Here is a 26,156-nt window from a genome sequence, read left to right as displayed (position 1 = left end):
TGCGGGATAATGCCCGCCGGTTTTCTCAAGGCTTCGAGCATCGGCATGTCCACTTCCGGTTTTTCCGCGTCCCAGCATCAAGCCAGCACGTTGTACTTGCCTCCAGGCCGTTGGGCGACGGTGCTCGACTGCCTGTGCGAACACTTCCCGGCCGTCAGCCGCGCACACTGGCTGGACCGCATCGCCCGCGGTCGGGTGCTGGATATCAGCGGCAGCCCGATCCGCCAGGACCTCGCGTACAAAGAGGGGCTGTGCATCTACTACTTCCGCGAAGTGCCGAACGAAAAGGTAATACCGGTGCAGGAAACCATCCTGTACGCCGATGAACACCTGGTGGTGGCGGACAAACCACACTTCTTGCCGGTGACGCCTGCCGGTGAGTATGTCGAGCAAACCCTGTTGCGCCGCCTCATCCGCCGCCTGGACAACCCCTCGCTGGTGCCGCTGCATCGCATCGACCGGCACACCGCCGGGTTGGTGCTGTTCTCGGCCAATCCAGCCAGTCGTTCGGCCTATCAGCAGCTGTTTCCCACACGCCGGATCGATAAATTCTACGAAGCCATCGCCCCGGCCCTGCCTGGGCTGACGTTCCCGTTGGTGCACAAAAGCCGCCTGGTGGAGGGCGAACCCTTTTTCCGCATGCAGGAAGGCGAAGGTGCCAGCAACACCGAAACGGCGGTGCAGGTGCGGGAAAAACACGCCGGCCTGTGGCGCTACGGCCTGTTCCCCGTGACCGGCAAGAAGCACCAGTTGCGCGTGCACATGGCCGCGCTCGGCGCGAGCATCTGCAACGACCCGTTCTACCCGCAGGTGATCCAGGACGCCGTGGACGACTACGCCAACCCCCTCAAACTGCTGGCCCAGGGCGTGCGATTTGTCGACCCGGTGACCGGTCAAACGCGCAGTTTCCGCAGCCGGATCACGCTCGACTGGTAACCCCGGAAACGACAAGGCCCGCGCGAGGCGGGCCTTGATGGCAAACGTTAAGACTTACAGGTCTTTAACGGTACGCACCTGATCCTTGTTGATACGGGTACGCTTGCCGTCCAGTTGTTCGAATTCATAGAAACCCGAATCTTCGTTGTATTTCGGGGTGTCGACGGCCTGGATTTCGCGACCGTCATTCAGGGTGATCACTGTTGGCGAGGCGCAACCGGCGAGGGTAGCGAGGCCCAGTGCAAGCATGAAAGCGGCGATGGTCCGTTGAGTCATGGGTGTTGTCTCCAAGAGAATACTTTTAAGTGCTGACCTTGAGACGTGTAAGACGTCATCAAAGTTCCTTGTGCGAAGGTTCATTCTGACACGTCGGACCTTGGGTGCAACAGCTCAGGCGTATTCAGGTTGGCCAAGCGTGGGTCATCCGCCGCGCATTCCACGCCGATGCCACCCAGTTGCAGGAAGATCTGGCGCGGGCTGCGCTCACCGGCGTGCCAAGCCTGTTCTATCTCGGCGCGCAGGTAGGTCGGGATGATGCAGATCAACGGCTCCCAGAATTCGCCGTGACGCACCATGACCGGCCACAGCGGGTTGCGCTCCAGCGTGTCACGCAGGGCGTTGAGTAAGTCAGCGTCAATAGTCGGCACATCACACGGCAGTACCAGCAGACGCGAGTGGCGTGCCGCCGCCAAACCGGCGCGGATGCCCGCGAGGGGGCCAAGGAAGTCCGGGCTGTCGTCGCTCACCAGTTGATCGGCATAGGGGGCGTAGCGGTCGTGATTGCGGTTGCACGAGATAATCAGGTCGTCTGTCAGCGGGCGCGTCAGGCGCTGCAAGTGGGCGATCAGGGGTTGGCCGCGCCACTTCACCAGGCCCTTATCCTGGCCCCCCATGCGTTGGCCACGGCCACCGGCCAATAGCAGAATCGAACAGGGCAGGCGCGAAGAATCAAGAGACATGGCGGTTCCGCTGCGGCAGGTAAATGGGGGCCTGTGATATAACACCGGGCTGTTCCTTCGACAACCGGACCGTGCCATGAAAGCCAAGGCTGATGCGCCCTTCGTACCCCTGAATATTGCTGTACTGACTGTCAGCGACACCCGCACCCTGGACACCGATACCTCGGGCCAGGTCTTCGTCGACCGCCTGAGCGCCGCCGGCCACCACCTGGCCGAGCGCGTACTGCTCAAGGACGACCTCTACAAAATCCGCGCCCAAGTAGCCCACTGGATCGCCGAAGACGTGGTGCAAGTGGTGCTGATCACCGGCGGCACCGGTTTCACCGGCCGCGACAGCACCCCCGAAGCCGTGAGCTGCCTGCTGGACAAACAGGTCGATGGCTTTGGCGAACTGTTCCGCCAGATCTCCGTGGCCGATATCGGCACCTCCACCGTGCAATCGCGCGCCCTGGCCGGCCTGGCCAACGGTACGCTGGTGTGCTGTCTGCCGGGCTCCACCAATGCGGTGCGCACCGGCTGGGACGGCATCCTTGCCGAGCAACTGGATAACCGCCATCGCCCGTGCAACTTCGTGCCGCATCTGAAACAGGCCGAGCCTTGTGAATCCCGTGGGTAAGCCCGGCAAGACCGGCACTCTGATGCCGGTGGAAACCGCACTGCAGCAGCTGCTGGCGCTGGCCGAAGCCGCGCCGATCCGTGAGTCGCACGCTTTGTCGCTGGCTGAATGCGATGGTCGGGTCTTGGCGCAGGACCTGGTCTCCACCCTCGACCTGCCGCCCTGGCCCAACAGCGCCATGGACGGTTACGCACTGCGCCTGGCCGACTGGACCGGCGAGCCGCTGGTGGTGAGCCAGCGCATTTTCGCCGGCACTGCGCCTGAGCCCTTGGCGCCCGGCACCTGCGCGCGCATCTTCACCGGCGCGCCGGTGCCGGCGGGCGCCGACTGCGTCGAAATGCAGGAAAACGCTGTGCTCCACGCCGACGCGCGCGTGAGCTTTACCGAACCCCTGCATCTTCATCAGAACATTCGTCCCCAGGGCCAGGAAACCACGGTCGGCGAATGCGTGTTGTCGGCCGGTACACGCCTGGGCCCGATCGAACTGGGCCTGGCCGCCTCCCTGGGCCGTGACAGCTTGGCGGTGGTGCGCTGCGTGCGCGTGGCGGTGTTGTCCACGGGCGATGAGCTGATCGAACCCGGTTTGCCGCTGAGCCCGGGCCAGATCTACAACAGCAACCGCCGCGTGCTGTGCAGTTGGTTGGCACGCATGGGCTGCGAAGTGCTCGACGCCGGGATCCTGCCGGATGACCTCGAACAGACCCGTACACGGTTGGCGAGCCTGGGCAGCGTCGACCTGATCCTGTCCACTGGCGGCGTGTCGGTGGGCGAAGCGGATTTCCTCGGTGTCGCCCTGCGCGAAGAGGGCGAGTTGGCGCTGTGGAAGCTGGCGATCAAACCGGGCAAGCCGCTGACCGTCGGCCATTTCCGTGGTGTGCCGGTGATCGGCCTGCCGGGTAATCCGGCCTCGACCCTGGTGACCTTCGCATTGCTGGCGCGGCCTTACATCCTGCGGCGCCAAGGCGTGGCCGACGTGGAACCGTTGCGCTTGGAGGTGCCGGTGGGCTTTGAGTGGCCCAAGCCGGGCAATCGCCGCGAGTATCTGCGCGGGCGTATCGAGCAGGGCCAGGCGATCATCTACCGCAACCAAAGCTCCGGCGTGCTGCGCAGCGCGGCGTGGGCCGAGGGGTTTGTGGAAGTGGTGGAAGGGACGACGCTCAAGGTCGGCGATCGAGTCAATTTCATTCCCCTGAGTGAAGTCCTGAACTGAACACAAATCCAACTGTGGGAGGGGGCTTGCTCCCGATAGCAGGGGCTCAGCCATACATCCGTAGCTGACCCACCGCTATCGGGAGCCAGCCCCCTCCGACATTTTGGACGTGTGCGTGCCTATGGCTATTCAGTAATCGTCGCCGCGCTCCGTCACATCCCGCTCCACCGGCCCCGCATCCGGGTCATACCCTACCGGGAACTTGCCCTTTAACGTCCAGGCAAACGCGATGATCTCGGCAATCGTGCGGTACAGCTCCTCGGGAATGCTGTCGCCCAGTTCCATGCGCGCCAGCAGTTTTACCAGCTCGGCGTTTTCATAGATCGGCACTTCATTTTCCCGCGCCAGCTTGAGGATCGCTTCGGCCAGGGCATCGTCGCCTTTGGCGGTGAGGGTGGGGGCCTGCTGGCCGTCGTATTTGAGGGCAATCGCCTGGCGTGGTGATTCGGTGTTCTTCATGCGGTTTCATCCACCCAGCGTTGCTCCAGTCCGGTCTTCGGCCCGCGTGGCGGGGTACCCAGGTGGCAATCCAGGTCGCCGACGTTGATGCCCGATGTCACCAGGCGCTCGCGCAGGCTGCCCAAATGGCTTTCGATCAAACTCGCCGTGAACGGCCGCGTTGCCCAGAGCTGGCTGGACAGCTTGCCCTGGCTCAGTTGCGCCTGCACCTGCAACGGCCCCAGCGGCTCCATGTCGAAGGCCAGTTCGACGCGCCAGAGCATCTGCTTGGCCTCTTTATTCGCCTTGCGTTCCGGCTGTTCCTTCTCCTGCGCCGGTTCTTCGCGCTGGAATTTGACCTGCAGCGGCACGATGTCCTGCAGGGTGCGCATGGGGATTTCCAACTGCCAGGTGGTCTGCAGGCGGCCATCGGCGGTGGTGCCGGTTTGTTCCAGGCTCGACAGTTGATGGCTTTGCAGGCGGGAAATCGCGCCGGCGGCCAGGCGCAGCAGGTTTTCCAGGTCGCCTTCGCCTTCCAGTTTGGCCATGAGCCGCTCCGGCAGCGGGAAGCCCACCGGTGCCTGCCGGGCGCTGACCTGGCCGAGGGTGTTGAGCGGGCTGCGCACGAAATTCGGCATGACCTGAGCCAGGGTGTTGGCGGCGAGGATGGCGTTCAGGTTGGTGGCGGTGGGCAGGGCGGGCAGCAGATCGGCGACCAGGCGCAGCAGCGCGCCTTTCATATCCAGCGGCGGTACCTGGGGGTTTTGCCCGGCGAGTAACTTGGCTTCCAGAAACGCGCCGCTGTTCTGGATCACCTGGGCCAGCACCTTGGGGTTGCTCACCTGTGCCAGGTCGGGCAGGGCGGCGAGCAAACGATCCGCCGCGGCGCGCAGGTCGGCCGAGGTGCTGTCGCCGCGCGGCAGGTTCTGCAAGGCCGTGAACACTGCATCCAGCGAGCCTTGGCGACTCTGCTGGGTAGCCAGCTGTTGCGCGACGGCCAATTGATCCTTGAGCCCGCTCAGCGGCACAAAGCTCAAGGTTTGCGCGTCCTGCACCACGGCGCTGAGCAGGCTACCCACGCGCAAGGGCTGGGGGCTTTCCACGGTCAGCGTCGCACCCGCCAGGGCGTTGTTGAGCACGGTCACCAGCGAGCGGTAGATCGCCGGCTGCGTGGTGCCCTGGGGCAGCATCTGAGTGGTCAGCACCTTGGCTTGCAACAACGTGCCCATCGGCATCCGGTCGATGTCGATGCGGGTCAGGGCCGCCACATTGGCGCTTAAGGCCTGCTGCAAACTGAGGGTCAGGTTGCCCGCTGGCGTCTGGCTCACGGCCACATTGCTGCCCAGCGGCAACGGTTGGGCACTGCTGGCCTGTACCAGGGTCTGGCGGCCGCCCTCAAGGGTCAATTTGAGCAATAACTGAAAGGCTTCGCCGCCTTGTTTAAGGGCGATGACTTCGGCGTTCGCGGTTTTCCCCGGATCGATCAAACCGATCTGCGGCTCCAGCAGTTTGAGCAAGGCTCCCGGTGCAGGCGCGGGGCTTTGCCCGGCGGCGGGAGGGGGAGCAAGCGTAGGAAGGTTGATCTCGCCGGTCATCGTGCGCATCGTCTCTGGGAAATAGCCCTCTTTAGCGTAGGGCATCGCATGTATAATGCCGCCCGTCTGTAAAGAGAGCGGTAAAAACCTCACAACTATTTGATCCAGCTCTCTAAAATCGGTCGCCAAAGCCGTTATTGTGCATCTCTCTTTAACGGCCGCTGCACCGCCGACTTGAACCGTAAAGGCCCGCGATCTCTTGACCAGCCCTCTTCTTGAAGCCGTAGCGCTCTCCTGTGAACGCGACCTGCGCCTGTTGTTCGAGCACCTCGAACTGCGACTGGCGGGCAGTGACATGGTGCAGGTCAGCGGGCCCAACGGCAGCGGCAAGACCAGTTTGTTACGTTTGCTGGCCGGGTTGATGCAGCCTACGGCCGGTGTTGTACGCCTCAACGGCAAACCGCTCAATGAGCAACGTACTACGCTGGCGCGCAACCTGATCTGGATCGGCCACGCCGCCGGTATCAAAGACGTGCTCACCGCCGAAGAAAACCTCAGTTGGCTCAGCGCCCTGCATCACCCCGCCTCGCGTGACGCCATCTGGCAGGCACTCACGGCCGTGGGCCTCAAGGGCTTCGAAGACGTTCCCTGTCACACCCTGTCCGCCGGCCAACAGCGCCGCGTGGCCCTGGCCCGCTTGTACCTGCCGGGCCCGCCGCTGTGGATTCTCGACGAACCCTTCACCGCCCTGGATAAACAAGGCGTCGCCCAGCTTGAAGAACACTTGGCGCGCCATTGCGAGCAGGGCGGCACGGTACTGCTCACCACTCATCACACCCTCACCCGTATGCCTGCCGGTTACCGCGATCTGGACCTGGGGCGGTGGTCGGCATGAGCGTATTCGCCTTGTTGGTCGCTCGCGAAGCGCGCCTGCTGTGCCGTCGTCCGGCCGAACTGGCCAACCCGCTGGTGTTCTTCGCCATCGTCATCGCGCTGTTCCCGTTGGCGGTCGGCCCTGAGACTAAACTGTTGCAAACCTTGTCTCCGGGGCTGGTGTGGGTGGCGGCGCTTTTATCGGTCCTGCTCTCGCTGGACGGGCTGTTTCGCAGTGATTTCGAAGACGGTTCCCTGGAGCAGTGGGTCCTTTCGTCGCACCCCTTGCCACTTCTGGTACTGGCCAAGGTACTGGCACACTGGGCTTTTTCCGGTTTGGCGCTAGTCTTGCTTTCGCCGCTGCTGGCCATGATGCTCGGCTTGCCCGTGGAGTGCCTGCCGGTATTGCTGCTGTCGTTGTTGCTCGGTACGCCGGTGCTCAGCCTGTTGGGGGCGGTGGGCGCAGCGTTGACCGTGGGTTTGAAGCGCGGCGGCCTGTTGCTGGCCTTGTTGATTCTGCCTTTGTACATCCCGGTACTGATCCTCGGCAGCGGCGCTTTGCAAGCCGCGCTCATGGGCATGCCGGCGACCGGTTACCTCCTGTGGCTTGGCAGCCTGACCGCCCTGGCGGTAACCCTGACACCCTTTGCCATAGCCGCCGGCCTGAAGATCAGCGTCGGCGAATAATGAGGTCTGGTCAGGCTTTGCACGCCTGGCCAGTAAAGACCCTACGCTTCTTGCAACGACAAGAAGCAACCGTGAGAAACAGCAATGAACTGGACCTGGTTTCACAAGCTCGGCTCGCCCAAATGGTTTTACGGCATCAGCGGCAAGCTGCTGCCATGGTTGAGCGTCGCCGCCGTGTTGCTGATCGGCATCGGCCTGGTCTGGGGCCTGGCCTTTGCGCCGCCGGACTACCAGCAAGGCAATAGCTTTCGCATCATCTATATCCACGTGCCCGCCGCGATGCTGGCCCAGTCCTGCTACGTGATGCTGGCGGTGTGCGGCATCGTCGGCCTGGTGTGGAAGATGAAACTGGCCGACGTGGCCCTGCAATGCGCGGCGCCTATCGGTGCGTGGATGACGGCCGTGGCGCTGGTCACCGGCGCTATCTGGGGCAAACCTACCTGGGGTTCATGGTGGGTGTGGGATGCGCGACTAACGTCCATGTTGATCCTGCTGTTCCTGTACTTCGGTCTGATTGCCCTGGGCAACGCGATCAGCAATCGTGACAGCGCCGCCAAGGCCTGCGCGGTGCTGGCGATTGTTGGTGTGATCAACATCCCGATCATCAAATACTCGGTGGAGTGGTGGAACACCCTGCACCAGGGCGCCACGTTCACCCTCACCGAAAAACCGGCGATGCCCGTGGAGATGTGGGCACCGCTGCTGCTGATGGTGCTGGGGTTCTACTGCTTCTTCGGGGCGGTGCTGCTGATGCGCATGCGCCTCGAAGTGCTCAAGCGTGAAGCCCGCACCAGTTGGGTCAAGGCCCACGTGCAAAGCAGCCTGGGAGTGCGCGGATGAGTTTTGCTTCTTTCAGTGATTTTCTCGCCATGGGCCACCATGGCCTGTATGTCTGGACGGCCTATGGCATCTGCCTGGCGGTGCTGGCCCTCAACGTCGCCGCGCCGATCCTGGCCCGCAAGCGTTACCTGCAACAAGAGGCGCGTCGTCTGCGCCGGGAGACCGAAAAGTGAATCCGCTGCGTAGAAAGCGTCTGTTGATCATCCTCGCCATCATGGCCGGCGTCGGCATTGCCGTGGCCCTGGCCCTGAGCGCCCTGCAGCAGAACATCAATCTGTTCTACACCCCGACCCAGATCGCGAATGGCGAAGCGCCTGTCGATACCCGCATCCGCGCCGGCGGCATGGTCGAGAAGGGCTCGCTCAAGCGCTCCGGCGACTCCCTGGACGTGACCTTCGTGGTCACCGACTTCAACAAGGCCGTGACCATCACCTACCGGGGCATCCTCCCGGACCTGTTCCGCGAAGGCCAGGGCATCGTCGCCCTGGGCAAGCTCAACGCCGACGGCGTGGTGGTGGCCGATGAAGTGCTGGCCAAGCACGATGAAAAATACATGCCGCCGGAGGTCACCAAGGCGCTCAAGGACAGCGGCCAATCCGCGCCAACACCCGCGAAGGAGGGCTGAGTGATGATGCCCGCATTGTTTATTCCCGAATTGGGCCAGTTGGCGATGATCCTCGCGCTGTGCTTCGCCATCGTACAGGCCGTGGTGCCGTTGCTCGGCGCCTGGCGTGGCGACCGCCTGTGGATGAGCCTGGCGCAGCCGGCCGCCTGGGGCCAGTTCGCCTTCCTGCTGTTCGCGTTTGGCTGCCTGACCTACGCTTTCATGACCGACGACTTTTCCGTCGCCTATGTCGCCAATAACTCCAACAGCGCGCTGCCGTGGTACTACAAGTTCAGCGCCGTGTGGGGCGCCCACGAAGGCTCGTTGCTGCTGTGGGCGCTGATCCTCGGCGGCTGGACCTTCGCCGTGTCGGTGTTCTCGCGCCAACTGCCGCAGGTGATGCTGGCGCGGGTACTGGCGGTGATGGGCATGATCAGCATCGGTTTCCTGCTGTTCCTGATCATGACCTCCAACCCCTTCAGCCGCATCCTGCCGCAGATCCCGGCCAACGGGCATGACCTCAACCCCTTGCTGCAAGACATCGGCCTGATCGTGCACCCGCCGATGCTCTACATGGGTTACGTGGGTTTCTCGGTGGCCTTCGCGTTTGCCATCGCCGCCTTGCTGGGCGGGCGTCTTGACGCAGCATGGGCGCGCTGGTCGCGGCCGTGGACCATCGTCGCCTGGGCCTTCCTCGGTATCGGCATCACCCTCGGCTCGTGGTGGGTCTACTACGAACTCGGCTGGGGCGGTTGGTGGTTCTGGGACCCGGTGGAAAACGCCTCGTTCATGCCCTGGCTGGTGGGCACGGCGCTGATTCACTCGCTGGCCGTCACCGAAAAACGCGGCGTGTTCAAAAGCTGGACCGTGTTGCTCGCCATCGCGGCGTTTTCCCTCAGCCTGCTCGGCACCTTCCTCGTGCGTTCGGGCGTGTTGACCTCGGTCCATGCGTTTGCCTCCGACCCCGCGCGCGGCGTGTTTATCCTGATATTCCTGCTGTTTGTGGTGGGCGGTTCGCTGACCCTGTTTGCCCTGCGCGCGCCGGTGGTCAAGAGCCAGGTGGGCTTCAACCTGTGGTCGCGGGAAACCCTGTTGCTGGGCAATAACCTGGTGCTGGTGGTGGCCGCGTCGATGATTTTGCTTGGCACCTTGTACCCGCTGGTGCTGGATGCCTTGAGCGGCGCCAAGTTGTCCGTCGGCCCGCCGTATTTCAACGCGTTGTTTATTCCGTTGATGGGCCTGTTGATGGTGGTGATGGCGGTGGGCGTGCTGGTGCGCTGGAAAGACACCCCGGTGAAATGGCTGGCCGGCATGCTGATGCCGGTGCTGTTGGGCAGTGTTGCCCTGGCGGTGATCGCCGGCATGGCCTATGGCGACTTCAACTGGGCGGTACTGGCCACGTTCCTGCTGGCGGCCTGGGTGTTGCTGGCCGGCGTGCGTGATATCGCCGACAAGACCCGCCACAAAGGCCTGATCAAAGGGCTGCCGACGCTGACCCGCAGTTACTGGGGCATGCAAATCGCCCACCTCGGCATCGCCGTATGCGCCCTGGGCGTGGTGCTCTCCAGCCAGAACAGTGCCGAGCGCGACCTGCGCCTGGCGCCGGGCGAGTCCATGGACCTGGCCGGCTATCAGTTCATCTTCGAAGGCGCCAAGCACTTCGAGGGGCCTAACTTCACGTCAGACAAAGGCACCGTGCGCGTAGTACGCAACGGTAAGGAAATCGCCGTGCTGCACCCGGAAAAACGCCTGTACACCGTGCAGAGTTCGATGATGACCGAGGCGGGTATCGACGCCGGTTTCACCCGTGACCTGTATGTGGCATTGGGCGAGCCGCTGGGCGAGGGTGCCTGGGCGGTGCGCGTACATGTAAAACCGTTTGTACGCTGGATCTGGTTCGGCGGCTTGCTTACCGGGTTTGGTGGGTTGCTCGCGGCGCTGGACCGGCGTTATCGGGTCAAGGTCAAGAGCCGGGTGCGTGACGCCCTCGGCATGGGAGTGGCGGTATGAAGCGTTGGTTGATGGTGTTGCCGCTGGCGGCGTTTCTGGTGGTGGCGGTGTTCCTCTATCGCGGCTTGTACCTGGACCCGGCCGAGTTGCCGTCGGCAATGATCGGCAAGCCGTTCCCCGAGTTTTCGCTGCCCAACGTGCAGGGCGACAAAACCCTGACCCGTGCTGACCTCTTGGGCAAACCGGCGCTGGTCAACGTGTGGGGCACCTGGTGCATCTCCTGCCGCGTCGAGCACCCCGTGCTGAACAAACTGGCCGACAAAGGCGTGGTGATCTACGGCATCAACTACAAGGACGACAACGCGGCGGCCTTGAAATGGTTGGCGGAGTTCCACAACCCGTACCAGTTGGATATCCGCGATGAAGACGGCAACCTCGGTTTGAACCTGGGCGTGTACGGCGCGCCGGAAACCTTCTTTATTGATGCCAAGGGCGTGATCCGCGACAAATACGTGGGCGTGATCGACGAAGTGGTATGGCGCGAGCAACTGGCCGCCAAGTACCAGGCGCTGGTCGATGAGGCCAAGCCATGAAGCGTCTGTTAGCCGCTGCTGTCCTGGCCCTGGGGCTGGTCGGTGTGGCCCACGCCGCCATCGACACCTATGAATTCGCCAACGACGCCGAGCGTGAGCGCTTTCGCGACCTGACCAAGGAACTGCGCTGCCCCAAGTGCCAGAACCAGGACATTGCCGACTCCAACGCCCCCATCGCCGCCGACCTGCGCAAAGAGATCTTCCGCATGCTGGGGGAGGGCAAGAACAACCAGCAGATCATCGACTTCATGGTCGACCGCTACGGTGATTTCGTGCGTTACAAACCGGCGCTTACCGGCAAGACCGCGCTGCTCTGGTTTGGCCCCGCCGGGCTGCTGCTGGCCGGTGTGGTGGTGATGGCCGTGATCGTCCGCCGCCGCCGCGCCGCGCCTGCCGATGGCAGTGACGCGCTGTCCCCTGAAGAACGCAAACGTCTCGACCAATTGCTGGACACCAAGACTGATGATTGATTTCTGGCTCGCAGCCGGCTTGCTGCTTCTGATTGCCCTGAGTTTCCTGTTGATCCCTGTGTTGCGCGGCCGTCGTGCCCAGCGTGAAGAGGATCGTACCGCGCTGAACGTGGCGCTGTATCAAGAGCGCGTCGCCGAATTGCAAATGCAGCAGGACGAAGGCGTATTGAACGCCGCGCAACTCGACACCGGTCGCGCCGAAGCCGCCCGCGAATTGCTCGCCGATACCGAAGGCGTGGAAAAAACCCGCGAATCGCGCCTGGGCAAACCGCTGCCGCTGCTCGCCGCCGTGCTGGTGCCCGTGTTGGGCCTGGGGCTCTACCTGCACTTCGGCGCCAGCGACAAGGTCGAACTGACTCGCGAATTCTCCCAGCCGCCGGTGTCCCTGCAAGACATGACCCAGCGCCTGGAGCGCGCCGCCGCCGCCCAGCCGGACTCGGCCGAAGGCCTGTACTTTCTCGGCCGTGCGTATATGGCCCAGGACCGTGCCGCCGATGCCGCCAAGGTCTTCGAACGCACCGTGGCCCTGGCCGGTCGCCAGCCGGAACTGCTCGGCCAATGGGCCCAGGCGCAGTACTTTGCCGACAACAAACAGTGGTCGCCCAACGTGCAGGCGCTGACCGATGAAGCGTTGAAGCTTGACCCGAACGAAGTCACCAGCTTGGGTCTACTGGGCATTGCCGCCTTTGAAGGCCAGCGTTATCAGGACGCGATTGATTACTGGGGCCGCCTGCTGGCGCAGTTACCCGCGCAGGATAATTCCCGCGCTGCGCTGCAAGGCGGCATCGACCGGGCGACGGAAAAACTCAAAGAGAGCGGCGGCACCGTCGCACAAAAGGCGCGGCTTAAAGTGCGCGTGGACCTGGCCGCCAACGTGAAGGCCAACGCCCTGCCGACCGACAGCGTATTCATCTTCGCCCGCGCCGTCAGCGGCCCGCCGGCGCCGTTGGCGGCTAAACGCGTCACCGTTGCCGAGTTGCCCATCACCGTCGAACTGGGCGATGCCGACGCAATGATGCCGCAGTTGAAACTGTCCAACTTCCCTGAAGTCCAACTGGTTGCGCGCATCTCCCGGGCCGGTCAGCCGACCAAGGGCGAGTGGATCGGCCGCAGCCAACCCCTGGCCAGCAGCACCACTGCGCAGCAGCAACTGACCATCGACAGTCCGGACCAGTAATTCGAGGAAACACCATGACCGCATTCGCACGCATTACCCTGCTCAGCCTCGTATTAGGCCTGAGTGCCTGTGCGGTCCACCGGCCACCTCCGAGCCCCACCGGCCCCACCATCCCGCCGTCGGGCCCGTCCAGCCAGCCGAGCAAACAACCTTCCGGCCCAGTCACTCCGGCGCCAAAACCGCTACCGACCAAATCGCCGACATTCGCCCCACCGCCCGGCGCCGCCAGCCATTGGGACGGCAAGATGCAGGTCTACGTGCTCGACGACCAGCCGGACACCTTCTACCGCCAGCGCACCTATTACCGCTGGAGCAACGGCTGGAGCCGCTCCATCAGCCCGAACGGCCCGTGGGAAGACACCGACGTGCAGGGCGTACCGCCGGGGTTGAGCAAGCAGTACGCGCAATGACAAAAGGCGACCTCCACGAGGTCGCCTTTTTAATATCTGTGAAATGCATCCTTCCAAACACCGGGGTCAAAATGCGGCATTGCTCAGGCCTGTTTCGGTGCCGAGACCGGGGCGGACGCCGAAGATGACGTCGGCTGGGGGTTGCGGGGTGTCATCCGAGGCGGATGGTGGGGGACTCGAAGTAACTTTTTCATGGCGAAGCTCCTATGAATGAGCACCTCCATTTCGCTACCACACGATGTAAGGAGGCGACTGTACACGGGGTGGTAGACCGGTCATAGAAACCCGGCAGGCCGAAGCCTCCCATGCACAGCCGCCACAAAGCAGCCCGCGCAAAAAAACGCCCTTGAGCGTTTTGGGGATCTATGAAGGAACCGGGCTACCACACCGATATCGGGAGCAAGTGGCACCGCCCCTCCGTCAGGGAACATCCAAGCTCCATCGTTACGGCGCAAGCACCCCTTTGCGTATACGCAGAACGTGATGCACGGCATGTCGCACTCCGGTAATGTGGCCGCCGCGGGCCTGGCTTCCGAGCGCGTGCTGGGTGAACTTTCCCGTGCCGACTACCCAGCGCCGTGGTCCAAGAAGTCTGAAAACAAGCAAAGAGAGTGTGGTGATGGCAGGCAGGTTGATCTATCTCATCGGGCCTTCGGGTTCGGGCAAGGACAGCCTGCTGGACGCGGCACGCCCACGGTTGGCCGAGCGTGGCTGCCGCATTGCGCGCCGGGTGATCACGCGTTCGCCGGAGGCGGTAGGCGAAGCCGCCCAGGGCGTGAGCCCGACGCAGTTTGCGGTGATGGAGGCCGAGGGCGCATTTGCCCTCAGCTGGCAGGCCAACGGCCTGTGCTACGGCATTCCCAAGGCGATTGACGAATGGCTGGCGGCGGGGGAGGACGTGTTGGTCAATGGCTCCCGCGCGCACCTGGCGCAAACCCGCGAGCGTTACCCGACGTTGCTGGTGCTGTTGCTGACGGTGGATCAAACCGTATTGCGCCAGCGCTTGCTCGCGCGCGGGCGTGAGTCGCTGGCGGATATCGAGGAACGCCTGGCGCGCAACACACGGTTCACCGAGGAACTGATCGCCGCCAATGGCGCGGGGTTGTGCGTGCTGGATAACTCCGGCCCGCTGGAGCACACGGTCGAGCGTTTGCTCTGCTGCCTGGGCTAGGGGCGTAGCCTGACGGAGCTTGGATCAACTGTCGGACGTGATGAAGTCTCAGCCAACAGTTGGTCCGCTCCTGATGCGAGCTCGGTGGGAGTTGCGATCAGGCCACTGCCGTAACCGTCTGCCGTGACGCACTGAAGAACCGCCACAACGCCACCAGCGGCAACGCACTGCCCACCACCACTACCCCCAGCCAGCCGCCGTGTTCATACACACTGCTGGCAATCGCCGAACCGAAGGCGCCGCCGATGAAGATGCTGGTCATGTACAGCGCGTTCAGGCGGCTGCGGCTGTGGGCGTCAAGGGCGTAGACGGCGCGTTGGCCGATGACCATGTTCATCTGCACGCAGAAGTCCAGCACCACGCCGGTCACCGCCAGGCCGATCACACTGAACAGCGGGTGTATGAAGGCCGGCAGGAAGCTCAGCGCCGCAAACAGCATGGCCAGCAGCGAAGCACGGTGAGTGTGGCCGGCATCGGCCAGGCGCCCGGCGATGGGCGCAGCGACAGCGCCCAGGGCACCGACCAGGGCAAACAGGGCGATCTCGCTTTGGCTCAGGCCATGATTGCGCGCCAGTTCCAGCGGGGCTGCGGTCCAGAACAGGCTGAAGGCGGCAAACATGCAGCCTTGGTAAAACGCGCGCTGGCGCAATACCGGCTGGCGACGCAACAGGGTGCCCAGCGAGCCCAGCAACTGGCCGTAGCTGGCGCTGTGGTCGGGTTGGCGCTTGGGAATGGTCAGCATCAGCACCACGCTGATGAACGCCATCAACGCTGCGGCGGCCATGAACATTGCACGCCAACCGAAGTGATCCGCCACCACGCTGGACACCGGGCGTGCCAGCAGGATACCGAGCAGCAGGCCGCCCATGATGCTACCGACCACCCGGCCACGGGATTCGGCGGGTGCCAGGTGCGCGGCCAGCGGGATCAGGATCTGTACCGACACCGAACTGAAGCCGATCAGTAATGACACCAGCAAAAACAGGTTCGGCTGCTCGGTAAATGCAGCGCCCAACAGGCTGGCAATCGCCACGACGGTAGTGAGGATCATCAGCTTGCGGTTTTCCAGCAGGTCGCCCAACGGCACCAGGAAGAACAAGCCCAACGCATAGCCGATCTGCGTCAGCGACACGATCAGGCTGGCCATTGCCGGCGTGAGGCCGATGTCCGGGGCAATCAATTCGATGATCGGCTGCGCGTAGTAAATGTTGGCGACAATCGCGCCGCAGCAAAACGCAAACAGCATCACCATGCCTCGGGTCATGGTGGTTGTAGCGTGGGAAGTTGCGTTCATGGTGTTCTCATAAAAGCGAAGGAAGATGGCGAGCGAGAGTAAAGACAAGGCTCCATGCTGAGTAGGCCGTTTGTGGTGATATCACTTATGCAGGGCGATGATACATTCAGAAACAACTACACAAAAACCAAATGTGGGAGGGGGCTTGCTCCCGATAGCGGAGTATCAGTCAACGCAGTATTGACTGATCCACCGCTATCGGGAGCAAGCCCCCTCCCACAGGTTTACCGCGTTTTGTCAGTTATTGACCGGAGTAAATCTGGTCAAACACCCCGCCGTCATTGAAGTGGGTCTTCTGCACGGTGCGCCAGTCACCAAAGGTCTTCTCCACCGACAGGAAGTCGACTTTGGGGAAACGGTCGGTGTACTTGGCCAGCACCTTCGGGTCACGTGGGCGCAGGTAGTTGTTGGCGGCGATTTCCTGGCCCTGTGGCGACCACAGGTACTTCAGGTAGTCTTCGGCGGCGGCGCGGGTGCCTTTCTTATCGACCACTTTGTCGACCACCGACACCGGTGGCTCGGCTTCGGCGGAGACGCTTGGGTAGATCACTTCGAACTGATCACGGCCGAACTCCCGGGCGATCATTTCGGCCTCGTTCTCGAACGTCACCAGTACGTCGCCGATCTGGTTGGTCATGAACGTGGTGGTGGCGGCGCGGCCGCCGGTGTCGAGCACAGGCGCCTGCTTGAACAGTTTGCCCACGAAGGCCTTGGCCTTTTCTTCATCGCCGCCGTTCTTGAGCACATAGCCCCAGGCCGACAGGTAGGTGTAGCGGCCGTTACCCGAAGTCTTCGGGTTGGGCACGATCACCTGCACGCCATCCTTGAGCAGGTCCGGCCAGTCTTTCAGGGCTTTTGGGTTGCCCTTGCGCACGATAAACACAGTGGCCGAGGTGAACGGCGCGCTGTTGTCCGGCAGGCGCGTGACCCAGTTGTCCGGCACCTGTTTGCCGTTATCGGCCAGGGCGTTGATGTCGGTGGCCATGTTCATGGTGATCACGTCAGCCGGCAGGCCGTCGATCACTGAGCGCGCTTGTTTGCTGGAGCCGCCGAAGGACATCTGCACCGTCAGCTTGTCGCCCGAGTGCTCGGCTTCCCAGTGCTTTTGGAAGGCGGCGTTGTAGTCCTTGTAGAAATCGCGCATCACGTCGTAGGAGACGTTGAGCAGGGTGGTCGCTGCCTGGGCGGAGCCCGCCAGGGCCAGGCCGGCGGCCAATAGAGAGGCGCTGAGGATTTTTTTCACTGCTCATTCCTTGTTGTTCGAGAGAAGGGTAAGGCCATTTGCCAGCGACTATAGCCGGGGCGCCATAGTCGCTTAAAGATTAAAAAGAACTTTGCTTATTCCACTTTCTTAAACAGATTGCTGCCGCAGCGTGAACAGAATGCCGCGCTGGGCTCATGGCTGTTTTTTTTGCACACCGGGCAATCGGTTTGCAACTGCTCGCCGCGCATGGCACTGGCCAGTTCGGCGGTAAAAATCCCGGTGGGTACCGCGATGATCGAGTAACCGGTGATCATCACCAGCGACGAAATCACCTGGCCCAGCGGGGTTTTGGGCACGATATCGCCAAAGCCCACGGTGGTCAGGGTGACGATGGCCCAGTAGATGCCCTTGGGGATGCTGGTAAACCCGTGTTGCGGGCCTTCGATTACATACATCAAGGTGCCGAACACCGTGACCAGGGTGCACACGCTGACCAGGAACACCACGATCTTCTGCTTGCTGCCGCGCAGCGCCGCCATCAGGTAATTGGCCTGCTTGAGGTACGGGCTGAGCTTGAGCACGCGGAAGATACGCAGCATGCGGATGATGCGGATGATCAGCAGGTATTGAGCGTCGCTGTAATACAGGGCGAGGATGCCGGGCACGATGGCCAGCAAATCCACCAGCCCGTAAAAGCTGAAGGCATAGCGCAACGGCTTGGGCGAGCAATACAGGCGCAGCCCGTACTCGATCAGGAAAATCACGGTGAAGCCCCACTCGATATACGCCAGCACATCCGCGTAGTTCTGGTGGATCTGGTCGATGCTGTCGAGCATCACGATCACAAGGCTGGCCAGGATGATCAGCAGCAGGATGCCGTCAAAGCGCCGCCCAGCCGGCGTATCGCTCTGAAAAACCATGACGTAGAGGCGCTGGCGCCAGTCGTTGTTGCTGTCCATAAGTCCCGCCCGAATCGAATATCGAGCAAGCCTAGGGCGATTCGAAGGGGCTGTCCATGCGCGGTTGCGCAAGCACTCGGCGGCCGGCGCGCACCAGCCAGCAGGCGAGGATAAACGGCGCGGTGAGCGCCGGCACGGGCAGGCTGGCAAAGCCCGGCGTAAGCAGAATCGCCAGCAGGATGCCGAGCAGTGGCAACCAGGGTTGGCGGCGTGCCGGGCTCAAGGCCAGGGCCGCGAGGGCCGGGTTGTAGCTGTGCAGGCCCAACAGGGTAGCGGTGTTATCGCCCAGCAGCAGGCCGGCCGACACGCCGCTGATCGCACCGGCCAGCGCCCACGCGGCGGCGCGCCGGTCGGCCAGCCACAGGCCGATGGCAATCAAGGCGCCGGCCAGGGGCTGGTCCAGCAGCATGACTTGCGCCAGGTCGGTGAGAGGCGCAGCGAGCAGGGTCAAGACCTCGGGTTCGCTGAAGGCGACCGGGGGTGGCGGGATGCTGCCCAACAGCAGCCACCCCAGCAGGACAAACGGCGCGGTGTAGGCGGGCAGGTTCTCGGGATGTGGCGCGCGTTTTAGCCACTGTCGTGTGAGGATCGCACTCAGGCCGCCGCACGCCAGGATCAACGGCGGCACCAAGGCTGACCAGGTAAAGTGCTGGCTGATCAATACGCCCAGCAATACGCCGTTGTAGCTATATAGACCCGCCTGGCGTTCAGCCTTGGGATAGCCCCGGCGCTGAGCGGTGAGCAGCCCCGCCAGCCCACCCAGCAGCGCACCGCCAAGCACGGCCGGGGCGCCGATCAGGATCGCCAGCAGGCACAGCAGGCCACACAGCGGGTGGCGCTGCAGGAAAATCTGGCTGAAACCGTTGAGCAGGGCTTCGGCCCAGTCGGGGCAGGTTGGGTTGTGCATGATGGGTTGTCAGTGAGACCGAGTTGCCCTCATCGGGAGCAAGCCCCCCTCCCACACTTGATTGGGTTCACATTCATAGGTGTGAAAACAGTCCAGTGTGGGAGGGGGCTTGCTCCCGATAAGGCCCTTACCGGCGCTAAATCAGCGTCTCGATACGCAGCGAGTTGGTCGACCCCAACTGCCCGAACGGCACCCCGGCGGTAATCACCAACGTATCCCCGCGCTGCGCCATGCCCTGGGCCTGGGCGATTTCCAGCGCGGTGGAACACACTTCATCCACCTGGCGCAGCCGGTCATTGACCACCGAATGCACGCCCCACGCCACGCTCAAGCGGCGTGCCGTGGACAGGTTCGGCGTAAGGTTGAGGATCGGCGCCACCGGCCGCTCTCGCGCCGCGCGCAGGCTGGAGTTGCCCGACTCGCTGTAGTTCACCAGCACGGCTACCGGCAGGATGCTGCTGATGCGGCGGATCGCACAACTGATCGCGTCCGAGACTGTCGCATCGGCTTTTGGGCGGCTGACGTCCAGTTGAGCCTGGTAATCCGGCCCACGCTCCACTTGGCGAATGATCTTGCTCATCATCTGCACGGCTTCCAGCGGGTACTCGCCCGATGCGGTTTCCGCCGAGAGCATCACCGCGTCCGCGCCTTCGGCCACCGCGTTGGCCACATCGGTGACTTCGGCGCGGGTGGGCGCGGGTGAAAAGCGCATGGATTCGAGCATCTGCGTGGCCACCACCACCGGCTTACCCAATTGGCGGCAGGTGCGGATGATGTCTTTCTGGATCTGCGGGACGCTCTCGGCCGGCACTTCCACGCCCAGGTCGCCTCTGGCCACCATGATCGCGTCGCTCAGTTCGGCGATTTCCCGCAGGCGTTGCACGGCCGAAGGTTTCTCGATCTTGGCCATCAGAAACGCCTTGTCACCGATCAACTCGCGGGCTTCGCGAATGTCTTCCGGGCGTTGCACGAACGACAGCGCTACCCAGTCCACACCCAGCTCCAGGCCGAAGCTCAGGTCACGTCGGTCCTTGGCGGTCAGTGGGCTCAGTTCCAACAACGCTTGTGGGACGTTCACGCCTTTGCGATCAGACAGTTCGCCGCCATTGAGCACCGTGGTGTCGATGGCATCGGCATGCTTGGTCATCACCCGCAGGCGCAACTTGCCATCGTCGAGCAGCAGGTCCATGCCCGGCTCCAGGGCCGCGATGATCTGCGGATGGGGCAGGTTGACCCGGCGCTGGTCGCCTGGGGTTTCATCCAGGTCCAGGCGCAACGCCTGGCCGCGCACCAGTTGCACCTTGCCCTTGGCGAAACGCCCGACCCGCAGTTTGGGCCCTTGCAGGTCCATGAGAATGCCCAGCGGGTAATTGAGCTGGCGCTCCACCTGGCGGATCCACTGATAACGCCGGGCATGGTCGGCGTGGTCGCCGTGGCTGAAGTTGAGGCGAAAGATATTCACCCCGGCTTCCACCAGTTCGCGGATGGCGTCGACCCCGTCGGTGGCCGGGCCCAGGGTGGCCAGGATTTTGACCTTCTTGTCAGGCGTCATGGTTGGCAGTCTCAAGGATCAGGATGGCGCGAAAATCGTTGACGTTGGTGCGGGTCGGCTCGGTGATGATCAAGCCGTCGAGCGCGGCGAAATAGCCGTAGCCGTTGTTGTTGTCCAGCTCATCAGCGGCGCTCAGGCCCAAGGCCTCGGCGCGCGAATAACTGCACGGGGTCATGATTGCGCCGGCGTTGTCTTCCGAGCCGTCGATGCCGTCGGTATCGCCGGCCAGGGCATACACGCCGGGCAAGCCCTTGAGGCTGTCGGTGAGGCTCAGCAGGAATTCGGCGTTGCGCCCGCCACGGCCGTTGCCGCGCACGGTCACCGTGGTTTCACCGCCGGAAAGGATCACGCACGGCGCCGCCAACGGCTGGCCGTGCTGCACGATTTGCCGGGCGATCCCGGCGTGCACCTTGGCCACGTCCCGCGCTTCGCCTTCCAGGTCGCCGAGGATCAGCGGGCTGAAGCCGACCTGACGCACTTTGACCGCCACCGCTTCCAGGGATTGCTGAGGGCGGGCGATCAATTGGAAGTGGCTGCGGGCGAGCACCGGGTCACCGGGCTTGACGGTTTCCGAGGCCGGATTCTGCAACCAACTGCGCACTGACGCCGGAGCCTCAATGCCGTAGCGCTTGAGAATCGCCAGCGCCTGTTGCGAGGTGCTTGGGTCGCCGACGGTAGGGCCGGAGGCGATCACCGTGGCCTGGTCGCCCGGCACATCGGAGATCGCGTAGGTGTACACCGTCGCCGGCCACGCCGCTTTGGCCAACCGGCCGCCTTTGATCGCCGAGAGGTGCTTGCGCACGCAATTCATCTCGCCGATGGTCGCGCCGGACTTGAGCAGGGCTTTGTTGAGGGTTTGTTTGTCGGCCAGGGTGATGCCTTCGGCGGGCAGCGCCAGCAGCGCCGAGCCGCCACCGGAGAGCAGGAAAATCACGCGGTCGTCTTCGCCCAGGTTGCTGATCAACGCCAGTACGCGGCAGGCCACGGCCAGGCCAGCGGCATCGGGTACTGGATGAGCCGCTTCGACCACTTCGATTTTTTTGCACGGCGCGCCGTGGCCGTAGCGGGTGACCACCAGGCCAGTGACTTCACCCTGCCAGCAACTTTCGACGACGAGTGCCATGGCGGCCGCCGCCTTGCCTGCGCCGATTACGATCACCCGGCCGCTGCGGTCGGCGGGCAGAAAAGGTTCAAGCACTCGGCGGGGATGGGCGGCGTCGATGGCTGTGGCAAACAGCTCGCGAAGCAGGTGTTGCGGATCGACCGACATAAGCGGGCTCCCGAGGATTTTTGTTATTAGATGTGCAGCCATTTTCAGACGTGGAATGGGATCAACTGTGGGAGGGGCCAAACCGCCTTCCACAGTTGATTGCATTCCAAAGGGGATTACTGATCGCGAATCGAAAAATTCGCCATATGCTCCAGGCCCTTGATCAGCGCCGAGTGGTCCCAGTTACCGCCGCCAATTGCCGCGCAGGTGCTGAACACCTGCTGGGTGCCGGCGGTGTTCGGCAGGTTGATTCCCAACTCCTTGGCACCGGCCAGGGCCAGGTTCAGATCCTTCTGGTGCAGGTTGATGCGAAAGCCCGGATCGAACGTGCCTTTGATCATGCGTTCGCCATGCACTTCCAGGATCTTCGACGAGGCAAAGCCACCCATCAGCGCTTCACGCACCTTGGCCGGGTCGGCGCCGTTCTTGGCGGCGAACAGCAGCGCTTCGGCCACCGCCTGGATGTTCAGCGCGACGATGATCTGGTTGGCGACCTTGGCGGTCTGGCCGTCGCCATTGCCGCCGACCAGGGTGATGTTCTTGCCCATGCTCTGCAATAACGCGAGGGCGCGTTCGAAGGTCCGCGGCTCGCCACCGACCATAATGCTCAAGGTGCCGGCCTTGGCGCCGACTTCACCGCCGGACACCGGCGCATCGAGGTACTGCGCGCCGTGCTGGTTGATCTTCTCGGCGAAGGCCTTGGTGGCGGTGGGGGAGATCGAACTCATGTCGATCACCACCTTGTTTGGCGACAGGCCGGCAGCGACGCCATCGGCGCGGAAGAGCACGTCCTCCACCTGCGGAGTGTCGGGCACCATGACGATGATGAACTCGGCTTCCTGCGCGACATGTTGCGGGGTGGCGAGGGCCACGGCGCCGGCGTCGATCAGCGCTTGCGGAGCCTTGCCGTGATGTTCGGACAGAAACAGTTGGTGACCTGCTTTTTGCAGGTTCGCGGCCATGGGTTCGCCCATGATGCCGGTGCCGATAAAGCCGATTTTAGCCATGATGAAATCCTCTTGTAATGACACCGCAGGTCCCCTGTGGGAGGGGGCATGCTCCCGATAGCGGTGTACCAGCCGACACACCTGTTGAATCAGAGACCCCTCGGGGGCAAGCCCCCTGCCACATTGGGCTTTGTGTTGTGTTTGTTAGATGGCGTTATGGGTTTTGAGCCAACCCAGTCCCGCTTCGGTGGTGGTCAACGGCTTGTACTCGCAGCCGACCCAGCCGGTGTAGCCAATGCGGTCCAAATGCTCGAACAGGAAGCGGTAGTTGATCTCCCCGGTCCCCGGCTCGTTGCGGCCGGGGTTGTCGGCCAGTTGGACGTGATTGATCTCACCCAGGTGCGCGGACAGGGTGCGGGCCAGGTCACCTTCCATGATTTGCATGTGATAGAGGTCGTATTGCAGGAACAGGTTGTCACTGCCCACCTGCTCGCGAATCGACAGGGCCTGCGCCGTGTTATTCAGGTAAAAGCCTGGAATGTCGCGGGTGTTGATCGCCTCCATCACCAGCTTGATACCCACCGCTTGCAGTTTGTCGGCGGCGTATTTGAGGTTGGCGACGAAGGTCTTTTGCAGCATTTGATCATCCACCCCCTCTGGCCGAATGCCCGCCAGGCAGTTGATCTGGGTGTTACCCAAAACCTGGGCGTAGGCGATGGCCAGCTTGACCCCGGCGCGGAACTCCTCGACCCGGTCCGGATGGCACGCCAGGCCGCGCTCGCCTTTGGCCCAGTCCCCGGCCGGCAGGTTGAACAGCACCTGGGTCAGGCCATTGGCATCGAGTTGCGCCTTGATCTCGGCGGAGCTGAACTCATACGGGAACAGGTATTCCACACCCTCGAACCCGGCCTCGGCGGCCGCTTTGAAGCGGGCGAGGAAGTCCTGCTCGGTAAACAGCATGGACAGGTTGGCGGCAAAACGTGGCATAGGGTTCTCCTTAATCGAGCAGGGATATGGCAGTGGGCGCATCGTTGCCGACCAGTGCCAGGTCTTCAAATTCGTTGACGGCGTTGATTTCGGTGCCCATCGAAATATTGGTCACGCGCTCCAGGATGATCTCCACGATCACCGGCACCTTGAACTCTTCGATCATCGCCTGGGCTTTGCGTAACGCCGGCTGGATCTGGCCCGGTTCGAACACGCGCAGGGCCTTGCAACCCAGACCTTCGGCGACGGCGACGTGGTCGACGCCATAACCGTTGAGTTCCGGCGCGTTGAGGTTGTCGAAAGACAGCTGCACGCAGTAGTCCATTTCAAACCCGCGCTGGGCCTGGCGGATCAGCCCCAGGTAGGAGTTGTTCACCACCACGTGGATGTACGGCAGCTTGAACTGTGCGCCCACGGCCAGTTCTTCGATCATGAACTGGAAATCGTAGTCGCCGGACAACGCCACTACCTTGCGGCTCGGGTCGGCCTTGACCACGCCGAGCGCGGCGGGGATGGTCCAGCCCAAGGGACCTGCCTGGCCGCAGTTGATCCAGTGGCGCGGCTTGTAGACATGCAGGAATTGCGCGCCGGCAATCTGCGACAAGCCGATGGTGCTGACGTAGCAGGTGTCTTTTCCGAACACCTGGTTCATCTCTTCGTACACGCGTTGCGGTTTGACGGGGACGTTGTCGAAGTGGGTCTTGCGGTGCAGGGTGGCCTTGCGCTGTTGGCACTCATGCAGCCAGGCGCTGCGGTCCTTGAGCTTGCCGGCGGCTTTCCACTCGCGGGCGACTTCGATAAACATCGTCAGCGCGGAACCGGCGTCGGAAACGATGCCCAGGTCCGGGGTGAATACCCGGCCGATCTGCGTCGGTTCGATGTCGACGTGAATGAATTTACGCCCCTCGGTGTAGACCTCCACCGAACCCGTGTGGCGGTTGGTCCAGCGGTTACCGATACCCAGCACCATGTCCGACTTGAGCATCGTCGCGTTGCCATACCGGTGGGAGGTCTGGAGGCCGACCATGCCTACCATTAACGGGTGGTCGTCAGGGAGGGTGCCCCAGCCCATCAGGGTCGGAATCACCGGGATACCGGTGAGTTCGGCAAATTCAACCAGCAACTCGCTGGCGTTGGCATTGATCACGCCGCCGCCGCTGACCAGCAGCGGGCGCTCGGCGGTGTCGAGCAGGGCCAGGGCTTTTTCCACCTGGACGCGGGTGGCCAGCGGTTTGGCCAATGGCAGCGGTTGGTAGGCGTCGATGTCGAATTCGATCTCGGCCATCTGCACGTCGAACGGCAGGTCGATCAGCACCGGGCCCGGACGGCCGGAGCGCATCTCATAGAAGGCTTTCTGGAACGCGTAGGGCACTTGGCCAGGTTCGAGGACGGTGGTCGCCCACTTGGTCACCGGCTTGACGATGCTGGTGATGTCCACGGCCTGGAAGTCTTCCTTATGCAGGCGGGCACGCGGCGCCTGGCCGGTGATGCACAGGATCGGGATCGAGTCGGCCGAGGCGCTGTACAGGCCGGTGACCATGTCGGTGCCCGCCGGGCCCGAGGTGCCGATGCACACGCCGATATTGCCGGCCTTGGTGCGGGTGTAACCCTCGGCCATGTGCGAGGCGCCTTCAACGTGGCGAGCAAGGACGTGATCGATGCCACCCACCTTCTGCAAGGCTGAGTACAGGGGGTTGATCGCGGCGCCAGGGATACCGAAGGCGGTGTCCACGCCTTCGCGGCGCATGACAAGGACGGCGGCTTCGATTGCTCTCATTTTGCTCATGTTTTGGTGCCTCTTGCGTTTTGTAATTGTATACAAGTGGTGTTGGGTCGAAGTGTATTCACGACAAGCGACGCAGGTCAATTCATTTTATTGATGGGTGTTTGCGCGTGGCGGAAGGCGTTTTTTCGACAGATGGAAGGCATTGGAGAAAATATTGTATACAAAAATATAAGTCATTGTGTTCTATTTGTTGTGCCGAGCATCTGATCAAACAGACCTCCACCCGTATTCTCAATAACAAAAGAAGGACGGCACCATGAGCGCTTTAACCTTGAAACTCGCCAGCCAATTGGCCAGCCATGCCCTCAACGCCGGGCGCACCATCGCGGCCGCGCCGCTGACCATCGCCGTGCTCGACAGCGGCGGCCACTTGATCACGCTGCAACGCGAAGACGGCGCCAGTCTGCTGCGCCCGCACATTGCCATCGGCAAGGCCTGGGGCGCGATTGCCCTGGGCAAGGGCTCGCGCTTGCTGGCGCTGGACGCACAGCAACGCCCGGCGTTTATCGCTGCGCTGAACAGCCTGGGGCAGGGCAGCGTCGTGCCGGCGCCGGGTGGCGTGCTGATTCGCGATCACGGCGGTGTGGTGTTGGGGGCTATCGGGATCAGCGGGGATACGTCGGATATTGACGAGCAGTGTGCGATTACGGCGATTGAGGGGGTGGGGTTGCGGGCGGATGCGGGGGTGTCAGCTTGAGTATTGAGTGACTGTCAGGACCTCATCGGGAGCAAGCCCCCTCCCACAGTTTTGACCGTGTTCACCGTTCAAATGGGGGAGGGG

28 protein-coding genes are annotated in these 26,156 nt (G+C 62.9%); 15 read left to right on the top strand and 13 right to left on the bottom strand.

All coding sequences use genetic code 11. The features are described from left to right. The first annotated feature begins 45 nt into the window (after positions 1-45). Entirely contained in the window at positions 46-936 is an 891-nt protein-coding gene (locus AB4O23_RS23975) for a pseudouridine synthase (RefSeq protein WP_065878058.1), read from the top strand. A gap of 54 nt (positions 937-990) precedes the next feature. On the opposite strand, the gene AB4O23_RS23970 is transcribed toward AB4O23_RS23975, so the two are convergent. Next, positions 991-1,212, bottom strand: a complete 222-nt coding sequence (locus AB4O23_RS23970) for a YgdI/YgdR family lipoprotein (protein WP_065877956.1) — start codon at positions 1,210-1,212, stop codon at positions 991-993. Positions 1,213-1,292: 80 nt separating this feature from the next. Then, positions 1,293-1,895: a molybdenum cofactor guanylyltransferase MobA gene (gene mobA / locus AB4O23_RS23965; RefSeq protein WP_017529346.1), complete on the bottom strand. Its 603-nt coding sequence runs from the start codon at positions 1,893-1,895 to the stop codon at positions 1,293-1,295. A 76-nt stretch (positions 1,896-1,971) separates the two neighbouring features. Between mobA and moaB the strand changes: the two genes are divergently transcribed. Together moaB and AB4O23_RS23955 are read left to right on the top strand one after the other, a co-directional pair. Next, on the top strand, positions 1,972-2,511 hold the full coding sequence (gene moaB, locus AB4O23_RS23960) for a molybdenum cofactor biosynthesis protein B (RefSeq protein ID WP_017529345.1): 540 nt from the start codon (positions 1,972-1,974) through the stop codon (positions 2,509-2,511). Further along, positions 2,495-3,721: a molybdopterin molybdotransferase MoeA gene (locus AB4O23_RS23955; protein WP_065877958.1), complete on the top strand. Its 1,227-nt coding sequence runs from the start codon at positions 2,495-2,497 to the stop codon at positions 3,719-3,721. The genes moaB and AB4O23_RS23955 overlap by 17 nt, the downstream gene beginning before the upstream one ends. A 129-nt stretch (positions 3,722-3,850) precedes the next feature. Here AB4O23_RS23955 and AB4O23_RS23950 read toward each other — a convergent pair whose 3' ends face one another. Together AB4O23_RS23950 and fliK are read right to left on the bottom strand one after the other, a co-directional pair. Then, positions 3,851-4,180 carry an EscU/YscU/HrcU family type III secretion system export apparatus switch protein gene (locus tag AB4O23_RS23950; protein WP_017529343.1) on the bottom strand — a complete coding sequence of 110 codons (330 nt, stop codon included), beginning with the start codon at positions 4,178-4,180 and terminating at the stop codon, positions 3,851-3,853. Beyond that, a complete protein-coding gene (gene fliK, locus AB4O23_RS23945) occupies positions 4,177-5,754 on the bottom strand; it encodes a flagellar hook-length control protein FliK (protein ID WP_065878060.1) in 1,578 nt (525 codons plus the stop codon). Before fliK ends, AB4O23_RS23950 begins: the two co-directional genes overlap by 4 nt. 199 nt (positions 5,755-5,953) lie before the next feature. Here fliK and ccmA point away from each other — a divergent pair, with 199 nt between their 5' ends. From ccmA to phnN, 11 genes are all read left to right on the top strand, one after another. Then, positions 5,954-6,589, top strand: coding sequence for a cytochrome c biogenesis heme-transporting ATPase CcmA (gene ccmA / locus AB4O23_RS23940; protein WP_068935764.1), 636 nt, complete (start codon positions 5,954-5,956; stop codon positions 6,587-6,589). Next, positions 6,586-7,254, top strand: coding sequence for a heme exporter protein CcmB (gene ccmB / locus AB4O23_RS23935; protein ID WP_003189951.1), 669 nt, complete (start codon positions 6,586-6,588; stop codon positions 7,252-7,254). Before ccmA ends, ccmB begins: the two co-directional genes overlap by 4 nt. A gap of 84 nt (positions 7,255-7,338) precedes the next feature. Beyond that, a complete protein-coding gene (locus AB4O23_RS23930; RefSeq protein WP_065877960.1) occupies positions 7,339-8,094 on the top strand; it encodes a heme ABC transporter permease in 756 nt (251 codons plus the stop codon). Further along, positions 8,091-8,267 carry a heme exporter protein CcmD gene (gene ccmD, locus AB4O23_RS23925; RefSeq protein ID WP_003172771.1) on the top strand — a complete coding sequence of 59 codons (177 nt, stop codon included), beginning with the start codon at positions 8,091-8,093 and terminating at the stop codon, positions 8,265-8,267. Before AB4O23_RS23930 ends, ccmD begins: the two co-directional genes overlap by 4 nt. Then, positions 8,264-8,719, top strand: coding sequence for a cytochrome c maturation protein CcmE (gene ccmE / locus AB4O23_RS23920; RefSeq protein ID WP_017529338.1), 456 nt, complete (start codon positions 8,264-8,266; stop codon positions 8,717-8,719). Before ccmD ends, ccmE begins: the two co-directional genes overlap by 4 nt. A gap of 3 nt (positions 8,720-8,722) precedes the next feature. Then, positions 8,723-10,708, top strand: a complete 1,986-nt coding sequence (locus AB4O23_RS23915; RefSeq protein WP_460138601.1) for a heme lyase CcmF/NrfE family subunit — start codon at positions 8,723-8,725, stop codon at positions 10,706-10,708. Beyond that, on the top strand, positions 10,705-11,241 hold the full coding sequence (locus tag AB4O23_RS23910; RefSeq protein ID WP_017529336.1) for a DsbE family thiol:disulfide interchange protein: 537 nt from the start codon (positions 10,705-10,707) through the stop codon (positions 11,239-11,241). The genes AB4O23_RS23915 and AB4O23_RS23910 overlap by 4 nt, the downstream gene beginning before the upstream one ends. Further along, positions 11,238-11,711, top strand: a complete 474-nt coding sequence (locus AB4O23_RS23905) for a cytochrome c-type biogenesis protein (protein ID WP_017529335.1) — start codon at positions 11,238-11,240, stop codon at positions 11,709-11,711. Before AB4O23_RS23910 ends, AB4O23_RS23905 begins: the two co-directional genes overlap by 4 nt. Further along, positions 11,704-12,888, top strand: a complete 1,185-nt coding sequence (gene ccmI, locus AB4O23_RS23900; RefSeq protein WP_135196757.1) for a c-type cytochrome biogenesis protein CcmI — start codon at positions 11,704-11,706, stop codon at positions 12,886-12,888. The genes AB4O23_RS23905 and ccmI overlap by 8 nt, the downstream gene beginning before the upstream one ends. A 14-nt stretch (positions 12,889-12,902) precedes the next feature. Then, complete coding sequence (locus AB4O23_RS23895) at positions 12,903-13,298, top strand: hypothetical protein (protein ID WP_017529333.1); 396 nt, start codon at positions 12,903-12,905, stop codon at positions 13,296-13,298. Between the two features lie 619 nt (positions 13,299-13,917). After that, complete coding sequence (gene phnN / locus AB4O23_RS23890; RefSeq protein WP_017529332.1) at positions 13,918-14,469, top strand: phosphonate metabolism protein/1,5-bisphosphokinase (PRPP-forming) PhnN; 552 nt, start codon at positions 13,918-13,920, stop codon at positions 14,467-14,469. A gap of 97 nt (positions 14,470-14,566) precedes the next feature. Here the strand turns inward: phnN and AB4O23_RS23885 are convergent, their stop codons facing one another. The 9 genes from AB4O23_RS23885 to gcl form a co-directional block, all read right to left on the bottom strand. Beyond that, entirely contained in the window at positions 14,567-15,763 is a 1,197-nt protein-coding gene (locus AB4O23_RS23885) for an MFS transporter (RefSeq protein ID WP_223497331.1), read from the bottom strand. A 241-nt stretch (positions 15,764-16,004) separates the two neighbouring features. Continuing rightward, on the bottom strand, positions 16,005-17,006 hold the full coding sequence (locus AB4O23_RS23880) for a sulfate ABC transporter substrate-binding protein (RefSeq protein WP_065877971.1): 1,002 nt from the start codon (positions 17,004-17,006) through the stop codon (positions 16,005-16,007). Positions 17,007-17,101: 95 nt separating this feature from the next. After that, entirely contained in the window at positions 17,102-17,926 is an 825-nt protein-coding gene (locus tag AB4O23_RS23875; RefSeq protein ID WP_017529329.1) for an ion transporter, read from the bottom strand. 31 nt (positions 17,927-17,957) lie between these two features. Beyond that, positions 17,958-18,833, bottom strand: coding sequence for an urea transporter (locus AB4O23_RS23870; protein WP_460060881.1), 876 nt, complete (start codon positions 18,831-18,833; stop codon positions 17,958-17,960). 136 nt (positions 18,834-18,969) lie between these two features. Then, positions 18,970-20,385: a pyruvate kinase gene (gene pyk / locus AB4O23_RS23865; RefSeq protein WP_017529327.1), complete on the bottom strand. Its 1,416-nt coding sequence runs from the start codon at positions 20,383-20,385 to the stop codon at positions 18,970-18,972. Continuing rightward, positions 20,375-21,655, bottom strand: a complete 1,281-nt coding sequence (locus AB4O23_RS23860) for a glycerate kinase type-2 family protein (RefSeq protein WP_460106242.1) — start codon at positions 21,653-21,655, stop codon at positions 20,375-20,377. Before AB4O23_RS23860 ends, pyk begins: the two co-directional genes overlap by 11 nt. Positions 21,656-21,771: 116 nt before the next feature. Further along, a complete protein-coding gene (locus AB4O23_RS23855) occupies positions 21,772-22,743 on the bottom strand; it encodes a 2-hydroxy-3-oxopropionate reductase (protein WP_343229193.1) in 972 nt (323 codons plus the stop codon). Between the two features lie 63 nt (positions 22,744-22,806). Further along, positions 22,807-23,589: a hydroxypyruvate isomerase gene (hyi, locus tag AB4O23_RS23850; protein WP_017529324.1), complete on the bottom strand. Its 783-nt coding sequence runs from the start codon at positions 23,587-23,589 to the stop codon at positions 22,807-22,809. Positions 23,590-23,599: 10 nt separating this feature from the next. Next, the gene (gene gcl / locus AB4O23_RS23845) at positions 23,600-25,375 is read right to left on the bottom strand and encodes a glyoxylate carboligase (protein ID WP_460060871.1); all 1,776 of its coding nucleotides are present in this window, start codon (positions 25,373-25,375) and stop codon (positions 23,600-23,602) included. Between the two features lie 256 nt (positions 25,376-25,631). On the opposite strand from gcl, the gene AB4O23_RS23840 reads away from it, so the two are divergent. Then, positions 25,632-26,072, top strand: a complete 441-nt coding sequence (locus AB4O23_RS23840) for a GlcG/HbpS family heme-binding protein (protein ID WP_017529322.1) — start codon at positions 25,632-25,634, stop codon at positions 26,070-26,072. The last annotated feature ends 84 nt before the right edge of the window (positions 26,073-26,156 follow it).

The sequence above is a fragment of the Pseudomonas sp. H2_A10 genome, from assembly GCF_054680085.1.
The sequence above is the reverse complement of the archived record's forward strand: the minus strand, read 5'-3'. Positions and strand labels throughout refer to the sequence as shown.

Bases quoted from the DNA above. Each gene is read 5' to 3' on its own strand.
- hyi (WP_017529324.1), bottom strand. From the start codon at position 23,589: ATGCCACGTTTTGCCGCCAACCTGTCCATGCTGTTTACCGAGCAGGAC.
- gcl (WP_460060871.1), bottom strand. From the start codon at position 25,375: ATGAGCAAAATGAGAGCAATCGAAGCCGCCGTCCTTGTCATGCGCCGC.
- ccmB (WP_003189951.1), top strand. From the start codon at position 6,586: ATGAGCGTATTCGCCTTGTTGGTCGCTCGCGAAGCGCGCCTGCTGTGC.
- ccmD (WP_003172771.1), top strand. From the start codon at position 8,091: ATGAGTTTTGCTTCTTTCAGTGATTTTCTCGCCATGGGCCACCATGGC.
- pyk (WP_017529327.1), bottom strand. From the start codon at position 20,385: ATGACGCCTGACAAGAAGGTCAAAATCCTGGCCACCCTGGGCCCGGCC.
- AB4O23_RS23870 (WP_460060881.1), bottom strand. From the start codon at position 18,833: ATGCACAACCCAACCTGCCCCGACTGGGCCGAAGCCCTGCTCAACGGT.
- AB4O23_RS23930 (WP_065877960.1), top strand. From the start codon at position 7,339: ATGAACTGGACCTGGTTTCACAAGCTCGGCTCGCCCAAATGGTTTTAC.
- AB4O23_RS23895 (WP_017529333.1), top strand. From the start codon at position 12,903: ATGACCGCATTCGCACGCATTACCCTGCTCAGCCTCGTATTAGGCCTG.
- phnN (WP_017529332.1), top strand. From the start codon at position 13,918: ATGGCAGGCAGGTTGATCTATCTCATCGGGCCTTCGGGTTCGGGCAAG.
- AB4O23_RS23915 (WP_460138601.1), top strand. From the start codon at position 8,723: ATGATGCCCGCATTGTTTATTCCCGAATTGGGCCAGTTGGCGATGATC.
- AB4O23_RS23860 (WP_460106242.1), bottom strand. From the start codon at position 21,655: ATGTCGGTCGATCCGCAACACCTGCTTCGCGAGCTGTTTGCCACAGCC.
- fliK (WP_065878060.1), bottom strand. From the start codon at position 5,754: ATGACCGGCGAGATCAACCTTCCTACGCTTGCTCCCCCTCCCGCCGCC.
- AB4O23_RS23950 (WP_017529343.1), bottom strand. From the start codon at position 4,180: ATGAAGAACACCGAATCACCACGCCAGGCGATTGCCCTCAAATACGAC.
- mobA (WP_017529346.1), bottom strand. From the start codon at position 1,895: ATGTCTCTTGATTCTTCGCGCCTGCCCTGTTCGATTCTGCTATTGGCC.
- AB4O23_RS23910 (WP_017529336.1), top strand. From the start codon at position 10,705: ATGAAGCGTTGGTTGATGGTGTTGCCGCTGGCGGCGTTTCTGGTGGTG.
- AB4O23_RS23905 (WP_017529335.1), top strand. From the start codon at position 11,238: ATGAAGCGTCTGTTAGCCGCTGCTGTCCTGGCCCTGGGGCTGGTCGGT.
- AB4O23_RS23875 (WP_017529329.1), bottom strand. From the start codon at position 17,926: ATGGACAGCAACAACGACTGGCGCCAGCGCCTCTACGTCATGGTTTTT.
- moaB (WP_017529345.1), top strand. From the start codon at position 1,972: ATGAAAGCCAAGGCTGATGCGCCCTTCGTACCCCTGAATATTGCTGTA.
- AB4O23_RS23970 (WP_065877956.1), bottom strand. From the start codon at position 1,212: ATGACTCAACGGACCATCGCCGCTTTCATGCTTGCACTGGGCCTCGCT.
- AB4O23_RS23885 (WP_223497331.1), bottom strand. From the start codon at position 15,763: ATGAACGCAACTTCCCACGCTACAACCACCATGACCCGAGGCATGGTG.
- AB4O23_RS23840 (WP_017529322.1), top strand. From the start codon at position 25,632: ATGAGCGCTTTAACCTTGAAACTCGCCAGCCAATTGGCCAGCCATGCC.
- AB4O23_RS23975 (WP_065878058.1), top strand. From the start codon at position 46: ATGTCCACTTCCGGTTTTTCCGCGTCCCAGCATCAAGCCAGCACGTTG.
- ccmI (WP_135196757.1), top strand. From the start codon at position 11,704: ATGATTGATTTCTGGCTCGCAGCCGGCTTGCTGCTTCTGATTGCCCTG.